This is a genomic window from Tepidimonas sp. HKU78 (assembly GCF_049860815.1).
Taxonomy (GTDB): domain Bacteria; phylum Pseudomonadota; class Gammaproteobacteria; order Burkholderiales; family Burkholderiaceae_C; genus Tepidimonas.
Genome location: NZ_CP187547.1, coordinates 1785392 through 1800285 on the forward strand (window position 1 = coordinate 1785392; position 14894 = coordinate 1800285).

The window sequence follows — 14894 nt, forward strand, 5'->3', positions numbered from 1 at the left end:
GCGTCAACACGAGAGACAATAGGGCATATGAACAACGATACCCTCTACATCCGACCGGCGCCGAAGCCCGAGACCCAGCGCCGCATGAGCAACGCGATCCGCATGCTGGCCATCGACGCGGTCGAGCAAGCCAAGAGCGGCCACCCAGGCGCGCCCATGGGCATGGCCGAGATCGCCGAGGTGCTGTGGAACCGGCACTTGCGCCACAACCCCACCGACCCCGCCTGGCCCGACCGTGACCGCTTCGTGCTCTCCAACGGCCACGGCTCGATGTTGCTGTACGCGCTGTTGCACCTCACAGGCTACGATCTGCCGATCGAGGAGATCAAGGCCTTTCGCCAGTTGCACAGCAAAACCCCGGGCCACCCCGAGGTGGGCATTACCCCCGGCGTGGAGACCACGACTGGGCCGCTGGGGCAGGGCATCGCCAACGCCGTGGGCATGGCCCTGGCTGAAAAGCTGCTCGCGGTCGAATTCAACCGACCGGGCCACACCATCGTCGACCACTTCACCTACTGCTTCTTGGGTGATGGTTGCATGATGGAGGGCATCAGCCACGAGGTGTGTTCGCTCGCCGGCACGTTGCGTCTGTCCAAGCTGATCGCGATTTATGACGACAACGGCATCTCGATCGACGGCCACGTCGAGGGCTGGTTTGCCGACGACACGCCGGCACGCTTCGAAGCCTACGGTTGGTACGTGATTCGCGACGTCGACGGGCACAACCCGGACGCGGTGGACGCGGCGCTGCGCCTGGCGCGCACGCAGGCCCTGCGTCCGGACGGCAAGCCCACGCTGATCTGCTGCAAGACCGTCATCGGTCAGGGTTCGCCCAACAAGGCCGGCACGCACGACGTGCACGGCGCGGCGTTGGGCGCCGCCGAGGTGCAAGCCACGCGCGAGGCGCTGGGCTGGCCCTACGGGCCGTTCGAGATCCCGGCCGACATCTATGCCGCGTGGGATGCGCGCACCCATGGCCAGCTGCTGCAGGCGCAGTGGCAGCAGCGCTTCGACGCCTATGCCCAGGCCTACCCCGATCTGGCCGCGGAATTCACGCGTCGCATGCGCGGCGAGCTGCGCGGTGATTTGGCCGAGCGCCTGCCCGCGCTGCTGGACGCTGCCGCGCAGCGCACCGACGCGGTGGCCACGCGTAAGGCCAGCCAACTGGCGCTCGATGCGCTGGCGCCACTGGTGCCCGAATTCTTCGGCGGCAGTGCCGACCTGACCGGCTCCAACCTCACCAACTTCAAGGGCTGCACGATCGCTGGGCGTGACCGTTGGGGCAACCACCTCAGCTATGGCGTGCGCGAGTTTGGCATGGCCGCCATCATGAACGGCATCGCCCTGCACGGCGGCTACATTCCCTACGGCGGCACGTTCCTGACGTTCAGCGACTACTCGCGCAACGCCATCCGCATGGCGGCGCTCATGCGCCAGCGCGTCATCCACGTCTTCACGCACGACTCCATCGGGCTGGGCGAGGACGGCCCCACCCACCAGAGCGTGGAGCACGTGCCCAGTCTGCGCCTCATCCCGCAGTTGGACGTGTGGCGCCCGGCCGATGGGTTGGAGACGCTGGTGGCGTGGGCCGCGGCCGTGCAGCGGCGCGATGGGCCATCGGCGCTGTGCCTGTCGCGGCAAAACCTGCCGGTGGTCACACAACGTGCGCACGCCGAAGGCGCGGCACGCGGTGGCTACATCTTGAGCGACATGCCGGGCGCACGCGCGGCCATCATCGCGACCGGGTCGGAGGTGTCGATCGCGCTCAAGGCGCAGGCGGCGTTGGCGGCCGAGGGGGTGCCCACGCGCGTGGTGTCCATGCCCAGCACCAGCGTTTTTGACCGCCAAGATAGGGTGTGGCAAGACGCCGTGCTGCCTCCCGATTTGCCCGCCGTGGCCGTCGAGGCGGCGCACCCGGACGGTTGGTACAAGTACGTGGGGCGGCGCGGCCGCGTGGTGGGTATCGACCGGTTTGGCGAATCTGCCCCGGCGCCGGCGCTGTACAGCTATTTCGGCATCACCCCGGAAGCCGTGGCGCAGGCCGTGCGCGAGGTGCTGGTGTGAACGCGGCGGACATGACGGGCGCAGCGGCACTCCCGTTCGACCTCATTTTGTTCGACTTGGACGGCACCCTGGTGGAGACCGCGCCCGAGATCGCCGATGCGGTCAACGACACCCTCGCCGAGCTGGGGCTGCCGGCGGCGACGTTGGATGAGGTGACGCGCTGGATCGGGCACGGTACGCGCGAGCTACTGGTTCAGGCGTTGGCGTCGCGGCGCGGCAGCTCGGCCGATGCCGTGCGCGCGGACCCCGACTTCGCAGCGGCCGAGGCCATTTTCCAGCGCCACTACGAGGCGCGTTGCGGCACGCGTAGCCATCCCTACCCCGGTGTCATCGATGTCCTGCAGGCGCTGCAGGCCGCGGGTGTACGCCGCGTGGTGGTGACCAACAAAGAAGACCGCTACACCCAGCGCGTGCTGCAGGCGCACCAGATGCAGGCGCTGTTCGACCGCGTCATCAGTGGCGACACGCTGCCGGTGAAGAAGCCCAATCCGCTGGCCGTGGCCGACAGCCTGTTACGCTACGGGGTGCAGCGGCAGCGCGCGCTGTTGGTGGGCGACTCCAGCATCGACGTGGCCACGGCCCGCAACGCCGGCATCGCCGTGTGGTGCGTGCCCTACGGCTATAACATGGGGCAGCCCATCGAGGCGTGCGCCCCGGATCGCGTGATCGCCGACTTTTCGGCGCTGTTCCCCCAGGCATTGACCCAGATGGCCCCTGCCGCCTGACCCCTTGGGCGCGGCGGTGATCTGACGGACGAGATCGTCAACTTTTGCAAAACAAGGAGAACCTTCCCATGACCCTGCGCGTTGGTATCAACGGTTTTGGCCGCATTGGCCGCATGGTGTTTCGTGCTGCGGTGCGCCACTTCGACGACATCGAGATCGTCGGCATCAACGACTTGCTCGAGCCCGACTATCTGGCCTACATGCTCAAGTACGACAGCGTGCATGGGCGCTTCCAGGGGCAGGTGGCGGTGGAGGGCAACGAGCTGGTCGTCAACGGCCGCCGCATCCGCCTGACCGCCGAGCGCGATCCCGCCAACCTGCGCTGGGGGGACATCGGTGCCGACGTCATCATCGAATCCACCGGCATCTTTCTGGATGACGCGGGGGCGCGCAAGCACCTGCAGGCGGGCGCCAAGCGCGTCATCATGAGTGCGCCAAGCAAGGACGACACACCGATGTTCGTCTACGGCGTCAACCACACGGCCTACCAGGGTCAGGAAATCATCTCCAACGCCTCGTGCACCACCAACTGTCTGGCCCCGCTGGCCAAGGTGGTGCACGACCAGTGGGGTATCAAGCGCGGCTTGATGACCACCGTGCACGCCGCCACCGCCACGCAAAAAACCGTCGACGGGCCCAGCAACAAGGACTGGCGCGGTGGCCGCGGCATCCTGGAAAACATCATCCCCAGCAGCACCGGCGCCGCCAAAGCCGTGGGCAAGGTCATCCCCAGCCTGAACAAAAAGCTCACCGGTATGGCGTTCCGCGTGCCGACCAGCGACGTGTCGGTGGTGGATCTGACCTGTGAGCTCGAGCGCCCGGCCAGCTACGATGAGATCTGCGCCGCCATGCGTGCCATGGCCGCCAAACCCGTGGCTGAGGGCGGTTTGGCCGGCGTGCTGGGCTATACCGAGGACAAGGTGGTGGCCACCGACTTCCGCGGTGAGGTCTGCACCAGCGTGTTCGATGCCGAAGCCGGCATCCAGCTCGACCCGACGTTCGTCAAGCTGGTTTCCTGGTACGACAACGAGTGGGGCTATTCCAACAAGTGCCTGGAGATGGCACGCGTGGTGGGCCGCTCGCTGTAAGCCGACGTGATTTCGAAGATCCCGGTGGCGGTGCCCCGTCGCCGCCACCCCACCGCCTGACCGACCATGGACTTCATCCGCTTTGCCGATCTGTGCGCCCAGGGTCAAGCCCAGGGCAAACGCGTCTTCATCCGCGCTGACCTGAACGTGCCGCTCGCCTTCGAAGACGGGCGCGCGCGCATCACCGAGGACACCCGTATCCGCGCCTCGATTCCGGCCATCCGCATGGCGCTCGACGCTGGTGCGGCGGTGATGGTGACGTCGCATCTGGGGCGCCCGACCGAAGGCGCGCCGAAGCCCGAAGACACGCTCGCCCCGGTGGCCGAGCGCCTGAGCGAGCTGCTGGGCCTGCCGGTGCCGTTGATCCAGCGCTGGGCCGATGGCGGCTTCAGTGTCGCGCCCGGCCAGGTGGTGCTGCTGGAGAACTGCCGCCTCAACAAAGGCGAGAAGAAAAACGACCCGGCGCTCGCGCGCAAGATGGCTGCGCTGTGCGACATCTTCGTGCACGATGCGTTTGGCACCGCCCACCGCGCCGAGGCCAGCACCTACGGGGTGGCCGAATACGCCCCCGTGGCTTGCGCCGGCCCGCTGCTGGCAGCCGAGATTGATGCGCTCACGCGCGCACTCGAGCAACCGGCGCGGCCGCTGGTGGCCATCGTGGCGGGCTCCAAGGTGTCGACCAAGCTCACCATTTTGCAGTCGCTCGCGCAAAAGGTCGATCGCCTGATCGTGGGCGGCGGCATCGCCAACACGTTCATGCTGGCCGCGGGGCTGCCCATCGGCAAAAGCCTGGCCGAGCCCGACCTGGTGGGCGAGGCGCGTGCGGTCATGGACGCGATGGCCGCGCGCGGCGCCCAAGTGCCCATCCCGACGGACGTGGTGGTGGCCCCCGAGTTCAAGCCCGACGCGCCGGCCACCGTCAAGGCGGCGACCGACGTCGGCGCCGACGACATGATTCTGGACATTGGTCCGCAGACCGCGCAGGCGCTGGCTGCGCTGCTGGAGCAGGCAGGCACCATCGTCTGGAACGGGCCCGTGGGGGTGTTCGAGTTCGACGCCTTCGAGCACGGCACCCGCGCGCTGGCACAGGCGATTGCGCGCTCGAGTGCGTTTTCTATCGCCGGCGGTGGCGACACGCTGGCGGCGATCGCCAAATACGGCATCGAGGCCGACATTGGCTACATCTCCACTGGCGGCGGCGCCTTCCTCGAGGTGCTCGAAGGCAAGACGCTGCCGGCGTTCGAGATTCTGGCGCGGCGGGCGAAGGGCTGACGCGTCACCGCAGCCCCAACCCCGCTTTTTTCGTCCTGTTTTACCCTGAGGAGACTCCATCATGGCACTGATCACCCTGCGACAGCTGCTGGACCACGCGGCCGAACATGGCTACGGCTTGCCGGCCTTCAACGTCAACAACATGGAGCAAATCCACGCCATCATGCAGGCGGCCGACGCGGTGAACAGCCCCGTCATCCTGCAAGGCTCGGCGGGTGCGCGCTCTTACGCGGGCGAGCCGTTCCTGCGCCATCTGGTGGCGGCGGCAATCGAGATGTATCCCCATATTCCCGTCTGCATGCACCAGGACCATGGCGCGTCGCCCGGCGTGTGCATGCGCTCCATTCAGTCGGGCTTCAGCTCCGTGATGATGGACGGCAGCTTGTTGGAAGATGGCAAGACGCCGGCCGACTATGAGTACAACGTTCGCGTGACCCGACAGGTCGCCGACATCGCCCATGCCTGCGGCGTGTCGGTCGAGGGTGAGCTAGGCTGTCTGGGCAGCCTGGAGACCGGCAAGGCCGGCGAAGAGGACGGCCACGGTGCCGAGGGCGAGCTCGACCACTCGATGCTGCTGACCGATCCCAACGAGGCGGCCGATTTCGTGGCCAAGACGCAGGTGGATGCGCTGGCGATTGCGATTGGCACCAGCCACGGCGCCTACAAATTCACCCAAAAGCCCACGGGCAAGGTGCTGCGCATCGACCGCGTCAAGGAAATCCATGCCCGCATCCCCAACGTCCATCTGGTCATGCACGGCAGCTCCAGCGTGCCCGAGGACTGGCTCGCCATCATCAACAGCTACGGCGGCGATATGGGGCAGACCTACGGGGTGCCGGTGGAAGAGATCGTCGAGGGCATCAAGCACGGCGTGCGCAAGGTCAACATCGACACCGACCTGCGCATGGCGGCCACGGGCGCCATCCGCAAGCACCTGGCCGAGGACCGCAAGAACTTCGACCCGCGCAAATTCCTCAAGGAAGCCACCAAGGCCATGAGTGCGATCTGTAAGGCGCGCTATGAGGCGTTCGGCAGCGCGGGCATGGCCAGCCGCATTGGCAAGATCTACAGCCTCGACGAGATGCGCCGCCGCTACGAGAAAGGCGAGCTCGCGCCGCGGGTGTCGTGAATCGCTTTTGGCAAGCTCGCGCGGTTTCGGTGACAATCGCGGGATGATCCCGATCAAGACCGAATCCGCTTGGCGTGGCACGGCCGACTGCAAATCGTGCGGGATCCGCGACATGGTGCTGTTCGCGGATCTGAACGAACAGGATTTCAACCTGATTCACGCCCCCATCGATGACTTGGTCTTCTCGGCGGGGCAGTCGCTGTATCAGGAGGGGGACGCCGCCTTCGGCGTCTTCACCCTGCGCTCGGGGCTGATCAAGTTGGTGCGCAGCACACCGGGCGGGCGCCAGCGCGTGCTGCGCGTGCTGCGCCCCGGCGACGTGGTAGGGCTGGAGGCGCTGGCCACCAGCCGCTACGACAGCGAGGCGGTGGCGCTGACCGAGGCGTCGCTGTGCCGCATTCCGACTGACGTCATCCACCGGCTGGCACAAAACTCGCCACGCCTGCACTGGCGGCTGCTGCAAAAATGGCAGCAAGCGCTCAAGGAGGCCGACGATTGGCTGGCGGCCCTCAATTTTGGCACCGCGCGCCAGCGTGTGGCCAACTTCATCCTGAAGATGCGTCATGCGACCGATCCCTCGGTCGTGACGCTATTCTCGCGCGAGGACATGGGTGCCATGATGGATCTCAAACTCGAGACCGTCAGCCGCGAGATCAGTGCGTTGGTGCGCGCCGGCGTGATCGAGCCGCTGGACCGCGTCGGGCGGCTCTATCGCATCGTGGACGAGGCGGCGCTCGGCGCCGTGGTGGCGGGATGAGGGCCGGCGAACGTCGCGCATGCCTTGCCGTGCGCCGCGCGGCGGCGCTCACAGCTCCTCGATGCGGCGTGGGGGATAGGTGTCCCAGCCTTGGCAGCCGGGGCAGTGCCAAAAATACTGGCGCGACTCGAAGCCGCAGGCGGCACACCGATAGCGCTTGAGGGGCTCGCACGCGCGCTCGAGCGCCCGCCGCACCAGCCGCTCCTCGTCACTCGTGCCCAGGGGGGCACCGGCCAGCCACAGGGTGGCCGCCACCAACGACGGCTCCTGACGCAAATGATCGATGTAGCGCTGCCGCGCCAGCGCTGGGTCGTCGTCGAGCGTGGCCAGTGCCTGTGTCACATCCAGCGACGCGGGGTGGTCGGCCGCCCACGCCTGCAGCCGGTCACGGGCACGCTGTGGCGCGCCGATGCGCTGTGCCCATTGGGCCAGGCTGTGCGCGACCAGTGGCACGTGGGTGGGACAGTGATCGGCCAGCGCCTCCAGCGCGGCCAGCCCGCCCTCGACATGGCCCAGGGACTGGCGCAGATCCGCCAGGGAGGCCCAGGCATGGGCGGATGTCGGCACCTGCGCCACGGTGGACTCCAACACGGCTAGCGCCTCGGTCGTGTGCCCGTGGCGTTGCAGGTCGGCGGCTTGCTCGCAGCGGTGGTGTGCCCAGCGCAGCCGAAAACTGCCCCGCTCACCACCGTCGAGCGCCTGCGCCATCTCGGCCGCCCGCACCCAGTCGCGCGAGCGTTCATAAATACCCAGCAGCGCGAGCCGGGCGTCGGTGTCGTAGCGCGTGCCCAGCAGGGCGGTGAACGCGGCTTCGGCCCGGTCCAGCAGCCCCGCCTTCAGAAAATCGAAGGCCAGCGCGTGCTGGGCCCGCTCGCGCTCGGCCGCTGGCAAATCGGCGCGGGCGAGCAAGTGCTCATGCACCCGCACGGCGCGGTCGTAGTCCCCCCGCCGGCGAAACAATCCCCCCAGCGCGAAGTGCAGCTCGGCCGCGTCCGGGTCGTGCCGCACGGCTTCGATGAAGGCGTCGATGGCTTGGTCCTGCTGCTCGTTGAGCAGGTGATTGAGCCCGCGAAAGTACGCGCGCGGTGCCTGCCGCCCCTCCAGGCGCCATTGCCGCACGTCCCAGCGCGAGGCCAGCCAGCCCAGTGCAAACGCCAGTGGCAGCGCCCACAGCAGCCAGGACAAAGAAAGATCAAATCCCATGGGGCGGTTCGTCGGCAGTGGCTTGAGGCGGGGCGGGCTGCGCGGCGGTGCTCGCGGGCTTGCGCCGGGCCGCTTGCCGCGCACGCCACCACAGCGGTGCCATCACCGCCATGCCTAGCAGCACCCCGGCAAACAGCGCCATCAGCAGCACCAGTACGAGCGGCGCCTCCCACTGGGTGCCAAAGAGGCCGTGCACACGAACCGGTGCCTGGTTGTTGAGCGCCAGCGCAAAGATCAGCAGGAACACGGCCGCCTTGAGCAGCCAGCCCAGCACCTTCATGCCCGACTCCGGGCGGCTTGGTCCACTGCTTCGCGTAAGGCCTTGCCGGGTTTGAAGTGGGGCACGCGTTTCGGCGGCACGGCGACACGCTCCCCGGTGCGGGGGTTGCGCGCCTGGCGCGCGGCGCGCTCGGCGACGCTGAAACTGCCAAACCCACGGATTTCGATGCGCTGACCCGCGATCAGGCTCTCGGCCATGGCTTCCAGCAGGGTCTTGACGGCGACTTCGGCATCGGTCGCGGTCAGATGGGGGTGGCGCTCGGCGAGCGCTTCGAAGAGGTCGCTGCGGTTCATGGCGTCATTATGCCCAGCTGCGCGTGACACGAGCAGCCGTCGGCCGTGCGGAAGCGGCGGCGCCATGAAAAAAGCCCGGCAGGGATTCCCGTCCGGGCTCCGGCTTCGCCCCGGGTCGAACCGGGGGCGAGAGGCGGCGTCAGCCGTTGTTTTGGCTGTCGAGCTTGGCACGCAGCAGCGCCCCCAGGTTGGTGGTGCCAGCGTTGCCCGTGGCTTGGCTCAGGCTGGCCATCGCTTCTTGCTGGTCGGCGGCGTCCTTGGCCTTGATCGAGAGCTGGATGTTGCGGTTCTTGCGGTCGACGTTGACGATCACGGCGGTCACTTCGTCACCGACCTTGAGCACGTTGCGCGCATCTTCCACGCGGTCACGCGAGATTTCGGAGGCGCGCAGGTAGCCCACCACATCGTTGCCCAGGTCGATTTCCGCACCCTTGGCATCGACGCTCTTGACGGTACCGGTGACGGTGGCACCCTTGTCGTGAACCGACACGAAGGTCGTGAACGGATCGGCGTCGAGCTGCTTGATCCCGAGGCTGATACGCTCGCGCTCGACGTCCACGCCCAGCACCACCGCCTCGACTTCCTGGCCCTTCTTGTAGTTGCGCACGGCCACTTCGCCCGGCTCGTTCCACGACAGGTCGGACAGGTGCACCAGACCGTCGATGCCGTTTTCCAGGCCGACGAAGACACCGAAGTCGGTGATCGACTTGATCGGCCCTTTGACCTTGTCGCCACGCTTGTGCGTGTCGGCAAATTCTTGCCAGGGGTTGGGCTTGCACTGCTTCATGCCCAGGCTGATGCGGCGCTTGTCTTCGTCGATGTCGAGCACCATGACCTCGACTTCGTCGCCGATGGAGACGACCTTGTTCGGGGCCACGTTCTTGTTGGTCCAGTCCATCTCGGAGACGTGCACCAGGCCCTCGATGCCGGGCTCGAGCTCGACGAACGCGCCGTAGTCGGCGATGTTGGTGACCTTGCCGAACAGGCGTGTGCCGGCCGGGTAGCGGCGCGCCACACCCAGCCAGGGGTCGTCACCCATTTGCTTGAGGCCGAGGCTGACACGCTGGCGCTCGGCGTCGAACTTGAGCACCTTGGCGGTGACTTCTTGGCCGACCTGCACCACCTCGTTGGGGTGGCGCACACGGCGCCAGGCCATGTCGGTGATGTGCAACAGGCCATCGATGCCGCCCAGATCGACGAAGGCACCGTATTCGGTGATGTTCTTGACCACGCCGGTGACGATAGACCCTTCCTTGAGGGTCTCGAGCAGTTTGGCGCGTTCTTCTCCCATCGAGGCCTCGATCACCGCGCGGCGCGACAGCACGACGTTGTTGCGCTTACGGTCGAGCTTGATGACCTTGAACTCCATGGTCTTGCCCTCGTAGGGCGTGAGGTCCTTGACCGGGCGCGTGTCGACCAGCGAGCCGGGCAGGAAGGCGCTGATGCCGTTGACCATGACCTTGAGGCCGCCCTTGACCTTGGTCGTCGTGGTGCCGGTGACGAACTCGCCCGACTCCAGCGCTTTTTCCAGCGCCATCCACGAGGCCAGGCGCTTGGCCTTGTCGCGCGACAGAATGGTGTCGCCATAGCCGTTTTCGACGGCCTCGACGGCCACGGCGACGAAGTCGCCGACCTGGACCTCGAGTTCGCCCTGATCGTTCTTGAATTCGCTCAGCGGGATGTAGGCTTCCGACTTCAGCCCGGCGTTGACGACCACATGGTTGTGGTCGATGCGCACGACTTCGGCGGTGATGACCTCGCCGGGGCGCATTTCGGCGCGCTTGAGCGATTCTTCGAACAGGGCGGCAAACGATTCAGACATGCAAGTTTCCTGGGTGCCGCGGTCGTCCGCAACCGGCGGCGGTTGGGTGTTCACCCGAATGGATTCCGGGTGGTGGGTGGATGATCCCGCGGGCGCGCGAAGACGGGTTCGGCGGCGCCGTTGGGGCCCTCGTGGGGCCAGCCCGAGCGCCCGAGGCGGACGTCCTCAGGCGGCAAAAGGCCGGCGGCTCTGCCACCACGACAGCACGGTTTGCACCGACTCGTCCAGCGACTGGTCCGAGTTGTCGAGCAGCAGCGCGTCTTCGGCTGGCTTCAGGGGCGCACTCGCGCGCGCTTGGTCGCGCGCATCGCGCGCCTCCAAATCAGCCAAAAGACTGTCAATGCTAGCAGCTTCGCCGCGCGAAATCAACTGCTCGTAGCGCCTGCGCGCGCGCGTGGCGGCGCTGGCGGTCAAAAAGATCTTCAGCGGTGCATCGGGAAAGACCACCGTGCCCATGTCGCGCCCGTCGGCCACCAAGCCAGGCAGGCGACGAAAGCCGCGCTGCAGCGCCAGCAGCGCCGTGCGCACCGCCGGCAGCGCCGACACGCGCGACGCCGCCATGCCGATCGCCTCGGTGCGTACGTCAGCGGTCACATCATCTCCTGCCAACCAGATGCGGCCGTCGGCAAACCGCACGGGCAGCGTCTCGGCCAGCGTGGCCAGCGACTGCACGATCGCCGGATCGGCCAGGGCAGCATCGTCGGTCGGGATGCCTGCACGCTCGGCGGCCAGGCCCACCAAACGGTACAAGGCGCCCGAGTCGAGCACGTGGTAGCCCAACCGCTGCGCCACGGCGGCGGCCAACGTGCCCTTGCCCGAGGCGGTAGGCCCGTCGATGCAGATCACGGGGATGTGCGCGGGCTCGGTTTTCACCACCGACCACAGGGTTTCGAAATAGTCCGGAAAGGTCTTGCCTACGCACTGCGGGTCGAGAATGCGCACCGGCAGCCGTGCTGGGTTGAACGCCGCCAGCGACCCGCACATCGCCATGCGGTGGTCGTCGTAGGTGTGCAGCGCCACTGCACGCCAGCCCTGGCCATCGGGGGGCAGGGGGTGCACACGCAGCCAGTCGGGTCCCTCGTCGACCGTTGCGCCCAGTTTGCGCAGCTCGCAGGCCATGGCCGCGATGCGGTCGGTTTCTTTGACGCGCCAGCTGCCGATATGGCGCAGCGTGCACGGCCCGTCGGCATACAACGCCATCACCGCCAGCGTCATCGCCGCGTCGGGGATGGCGTTGCAGTCCAGATCGATGGCGCGCAGCGGCCAGGCATCGCGGCGCACGTGCAGCCGGTTGGCTTCGCCCTCGACCTCGGCGCCCATCGCGCGTGCCGCGTCGACGAAGCGAATGTCACCCTGGATCGATGCCAGCCCCACGCCCTCGATGGTGACGGGTGCCTGTGCGGCCGCCAGCGCCCCGAGCGCGATGAAATAGCTGGCCGACGACGCATCGCCCTCGACGTGGATGCGGCCCGGCGTCGTGTAGCGCGCGCCCGCCGGGATGGTGAAGCGCTGCCAGCCGTCGCGCTCCACCTCGACGCCAAAGCGTTGCAGCAGGCGCAGCGTGATCTCCACATACGGTTTGGAGATCAGCTCACCCTCGACCTCGATGACGATCGGCTGGTGCTCGGCGGCCAGCGGCAGCGCCAGCAGCAGCGCGGTCAGAAACTGGCTGGAGACGTCGCCGCGCACGCGGATCGGTGCGGCCAGTTGCAGCGCGACGGGCTCGCCTCCGCCCACTGCCAGCGGCGGATAGCCGGGCTGCCCCAGGTAGTCGATGACACCACCCAATTGCCGCAGCGCATCGACCAGGTCGCCGATCGGGCGCTCGTGCATGCGCGGCACGCCCGACAGTTCGAAGCGTCCCCCGTGGCGCGCGGTCAAAACGGTCAGCGCGGCCGTCAACGGTCGCATGGCCGTGCCCGCGTTGCCCAGAAAGAGCGCGGCCTCGCGCGTGGCCAGCCGCCCACCCAGGCCACGCACGCGCACCGTCGCTGGGCCCAGGCGCTGCAGCCCGCAGCCCAGCGCGGCCAGCGCATCCAGCATCACGCGCGTGTCGTCCGAGTCCAGCAAGTCCTCGATCACCGTCTCGCCGTCGCACAGGGCGGCGAGCAGCAGCACGCGATTCGAGATGCTTTTGGAGCCCGGCAGGCGCACCGTGCCGGCGGCCCGCATCAGCGGGGGGATGTCGAGGAAGGCGGTTCGGTACATGGGGTCTCGGTGGCCACGGCATAGGCGCCCGCCGCCCAGCGGGTGCGGGTGCGGCTGGCGTCGGCGATCAGGTCGTGCAACGTCTGGGCGTCGCCACGCGCCAGGGTTGCTTCGAACGTGTCGAGGGCAGCGCGGAAGTGCCGCGCCTGTTCGCGCACCTGGGCCGCATTGGCCAGCAGGATGTCACGCCAGACGTCGGGGTCGCTGGCGGCAATGCGCGTGAAATCGCGAAAACCCGGGCCTGCCAGCGACAGGTATTGCGCCCCCCCCGGTTGCTGGGCGAGCGCCCGCACGGCGGCAAAGGCCAGCAGGTGCGGCAGGTGGCTCACCGCGGCATAGGCGGCGTCGTGCTCCTCGGGCGAGAGGGTGCGCACGCGCGCCCCCAGCGCCTGCCACAGGGCGCGGGCGCGCGCGAGCAGCGCCGGGTCGGTTTCGGGCACCGGCGTCAGGATCACCTGGCAGCCGCGGTACAGGTCGGCGCTGGCGTGCTCCACCCCCGCGCGCTCTTTGCCGGCGATCGGATGGGCGGGGACGAACTGGGCCAGCCGCTCGCCCAGCGCGTCGCGGGCGGCCGCCACCACGTCGCCCTTGGTCGATCCCACGTCCATCACCAGCGTCGAGGGGCCAATGAGCGGGCGGATGGCGCGCAGCGTGTCGCCGGTGGCCGCCACCGGCACCGACACCAGTACCAAGTCGGCACCCGATGCCGCCAGCAGCGCCGATGGCGCTTCGACGTCGATGACGCCCAGCGCGCGGGCGCGCGCCAGCGTTTGCGGCGAGCGGGCATAACCGACAACGCGCTGCACCAGCCCGGCCGCCTTGAGTGCCAAGGCAAACGAGCCGCCCATCAGGCCGCAGCCGATGACGGCCAGTTGCTCGAATGTGGGGGCGGGCATGGCGGTATTACTCCGACACCGGATACGCGCCCAGCATCTTGTAGAACGCGCACAGGCCCTGCAACTCTTGCAGCGCGGCGGCCACGTGCGGCTGTGACGGATGGCCGGCGATGTCGATGTAGAAGTAATACTCCCACTGCCCGGACTTGGCGGGCCGTGATTCGAAGCGAGTCATCGACACGCCGTGTTCCTTGAGCGGCTTGAGCAAGTCGTGCACCGCCCCGGGGCGGTTGGGCACCGACACCACGATGCTGGTGCAGTCGCGTCCGCTGGCTGCCGGCATGGCCATGGTTTGTGGAAGGCAGATGATGGCAAAGCGCGTGCGGTTGTACGCTTCGTCCTGGATGGCATGGGCCACGATATGCAGGGCGTACTGCGCGGCGGCGCGTTCGCTGGCGATCGCCGCCCAGGCCGGATTCGTGGTGGCCAGGCGCGCGCCCTCGGCATTGCTGCTCACCGCCCGCCGCTCGGCGTGCGGCAGGTGGGTCGACAGCCAGCCCTGACATTGGGCCAGCGCCTGGGGGTGCGCCATCACCACCTCGATGCCCTCCAGGCTGGGCGACTGCCGTAGCAGGTTGTGGCGCACGAGCAGGCTGATCTCGCCCACGATGTGCACGGGCGAGCGCAGGAACAAGTCGAGCGAGCGTGCCACGACGCCCTCGGTGGAGTTTTCTACCCCCACTACGCCAAACTGGGCCGTGCCCGCCGCCGTGGCATGAAAGACCTCGTCGAAACTGGGGCAGTAGATCAGGTCAGCCGCGCTACCGAAGTAATCGATCGCGGCCTGTTCACAGAACGTCCCCTCGGGGCCGAGCACCGCCACGCGCAGGGGCGCCTCCAGCGCCAGACAGGCGGACATGATTTCGCGCCAGATGGCGGCCACGTGCTGGTTACGCAGGGGGCCGCGGTTGGCGGCTTCGATGTTGGCGATGACCTGGGCCACCCGATCCGGCCGGAAGAAGGGCGAACCCTCGGCGCGTTTGACCTCGCCCACCTGCTGGGCGATGCGCGCACGCTCATTGAGCAGCGCCAACAGTTGGTGGTCGATGGCGTCGATCTGTTGCCGCAACGCCAGCAGGCGCGGGCTGGCGACGGGCGGCACCGGTTGGCCGGGGGGGCTCGTTGGGGGGGTGGATTCGGTCATAGAAGACGGTGGC

Annotated in this window: 13 protein-coding genes; 6 read left to right on the plus strand and 7 right to left on the minus strand. The window is 67.9% G+C overall.

What is annotated here, in order from left to right; genetic code table 11:
- Positions 1 to 27 precede the first annotated feature (27 nt).
- The 6 genes from tkt to ACPYIS_RS09000 all read left to right on the plus strand — a co-directional run bounded on the left by tkt (position 28) and on the right by ACPYIS_RS09000 (position 7035).
- The gene (gene tkt, locus ACPYIS_RS08975; protein ID WP_424859499.1) at positions 28 to 2064 is read left to right on the plus strand and encodes a transketolase; all 2037 of its coding nucleotides are present in this window, start codon (positions 28 to 30) and stop codon (positions 2062 to 2064) included.
- Positions 2061 to 2789: a phosphoglycolate phosphatase gene (gene gph, locus ACPYIS_RS08980; RefSeq protein WP_299019389.1), complete on the plus strand. Its 729-nt coding sequence runs from the start codon at positions 2061 to 2063 to the stop codon at positions 2787 to 2789. Before tkt ends, gph begins: the two co-directional genes overlap by 4 nt.
- 68 nt (positions 2790 to 2857) lie before the next feature.
- Positions 2858 to 3877 carry a type I glyceraldehyde-3-phosphate dehydrogenase gene (gene gap, locus ACPYIS_RS08985; RefSeq protein WP_299019390.1) on the plus strand — a complete coding sequence of 340 codons (1020 nt, stop codon included), beginning with the start codon at positions 2858 to 2860 and terminating at the stop codon, positions 3875 to 3877.
- 66 nt (positions 3878 to 3943) lie between these two features.
- Entirely contained in the window at positions 3944 to 5149 is a 1206-nt protein-coding gene (locus ACPYIS_RS08990) for a phosphoglycerate kinase (RefSeq protein ID WP_299019393.1), read from the plus strand.
- A gap of 61 nt (positions 5150 to 5210) precedes the next feature.
- A complete protein-coding gene (fba, locus tag ACPYIS_RS08995; RefSeq protein ID WP_299019408.1) occupies positions 5211 to 6278 on the plus strand; it encodes a class II fructose-bisphosphate aldolase in 1068 nt (355 codons plus the stop codon).
- Between the two features lie 43 nt (positions 6279 to 6321).
- Positions 6322 to 7035 carry a Crp/Fnr family transcriptional regulator gene (locus tag ACPYIS_RS09000; RefSeq protein ID WP_424894725.1) on the plus strand — a complete coding sequence of 238 codons (714 nt, stop codon included), beginning with the start codon at positions 6322 to 6324 and terminating at the stop codon, positions 7033 to 7035.
- 48 nt (positions 7036 to 7083) lie between these two features.
- On the opposite strand, the gene ACPYIS_RS09005 is transcribed toward ACPYIS_RS09000, so the two are convergent.
- From ACPYIS_RS09005 to pheA, 7 genes are all read right to left on the minus strand, one after another.
- A complete protein-coding gene (locus ACPYIS_RS09005; protein WP_299019413.1) occupies positions 7084 to 8238 on the minus strand; it encodes a lipopolysaccharide assembly protein LapB in 1155 nt (384 codons plus the stop codon).
- Positions 8228 to 8518, minus strand: a complete 291-nt coding sequence (locus ACPYIS_RS09010; RefSeq protein ID WP_424894724.1) for a LapA family protein — start codon at positions 8516 to 8518, stop codon at positions 8228 to 8230. Before ACPYIS_RS09010 ends, ACPYIS_RS09005 begins: the two co-directional genes overlap by 11 nt.
- Positions 8515 to 8811, minus strand: coding sequence for an integration host factor subunit beta (locus tag ACPYIS_RS09015; protein WP_299019424.1), 297 nt, complete (start codon positions 8809 to 8811; stop codon positions 8515 to 8517). The genes ACPYIS_RS09010 and ACPYIS_RS09015 overlap by 4 nt, the downstream gene beginning before the upstream one ends.
- A 139-nt stretch (positions 8812 to 8950) precedes the next feature.
- Entirely contained in the window at positions 8951 to 10687 is a 1737-nt protein-coding gene (rpsA, locus tag ACPYIS_RS09020; protein WP_299019426.1) for a 30S ribosomal protein S1, read from the minus strand.
- A 111-nt stretch (positions 10688 to 10798) separates the two neighbouring features.
- Entirely contained in the window at positions 10799 to 12841 is a 2043-nt protein-coding gene (locus ACPYIS_RS09025; RefSeq protein WP_424894723.1) for a bifunctional 3-phosphoshikimate 1-carboxyvinyltransferase/cytidylate kinase, read from the minus strand.
- Positions 12805 to 13737 (minus strand): prephenate dehydrogenase, encoded by a 933-nt coding sequence (locus tag ACPYIS_RS09030; RefSeq protein ID WP_424894722.1) that lies wholly within the window; start codon positions 13735 to 13737, stop codon positions 12805 to 12807. The genes ACPYIS_RS09025 and ACPYIS_RS09030 overlap by 37 nt, the downstream gene beginning before the upstream one ends.
- 7 nt (positions 13738 to 13744) lie before the next feature.
- Positions 13745 to 14881: a prephenate dehydratase gene (gene pheA / locus ACPYIS_RS09035; protein WP_299018472.1), complete on the minus strand. Its 1137-nt coding sequence runs from the start codon at positions 14879 to 14881 to the stop codon at positions 13745 to 13747.
- Positions 14882 to 14894 lie beyond the last annotated feature (13 nt).

Bases quoted from the DNA above. Each gene is read 5' to 3' on its own strand.
- tkt (WP_424859499.1), top strand. From the start codon at position 28: ATGAACAACGATACCCTCTACATCCGACCGGCGCCGAAGCCCGAGACC.
- gap (WP_299019390.1), top strand. From the start codon at position 2,858: ATGACCCTGCGCGTTGGTATCAACGGTTTTGGCCGCATTGGCCGCATG.
- ACPYIS_RS08990 (WP_299019393.1), top strand. From the start codon at position 3,944: ATGGACTTCATCCGCTTTGCCGATCTGTGCGCCCAGGGTCAAGCCCAG.
- fba (WP_299019408.1), top strand. From the start codon at position 5,211: ATGGCACTGATCACCCTGCGACAGCTGCTGGACCACGCGGCCGAACAT.
- ACPYIS_RS09000 (WP_424894725.1), top strand. From the start codon at position 6,322: ATGATCCCGATCAAGACCGAATCCGCTTGGCGTGGCACGGCCGACTGC.
- ACPYIS_RS09005 (WP_299019413.1), bottom strand. From the start codon at position 8,238: ATGGGATTTGATCTTTCTTTGTCCTGGCTGCTGTGGGCGCTGCCACTG.
- ACPYIS_RS09010 (WP_424894724.1), bottom strand. From the start codon at position 8,518: ATGAAGGTGCTGGGCTGGCTGCTCAAGGCGGCCGTGTTCCTGCTGATC.
- ACPYIS_RS09015 (WP_299019424.1), bottom strand. From the start codon at position 8,811: ATGAACCGCAGCGACCTCTTCGAAGCGCTCGCCGAGCGCCACCCCCAT.
- ACPYIS_RS09025 (WP_424894723.1), bottom strand. From the start codon at position 12,841: ATGTACCGAACCGCCTTCCTCGACATCCCCCCGCTGATGCGGGCCGCC.
- ACPYIS_RS09030 (WP_424894722.1), bottom strand. From the start codon at position 13,737: ATGCCCGCCCCCACATTCGAGCAACTGGCCGTCATCGGCTGCGGCCTG.
- pheA (WP_299018472.1), bottom strand. From the start codon at position 14,881: ATGACCGAATCCACCCCCCCAACGAGCCCCCCCGGCCAACCGGTGCCG.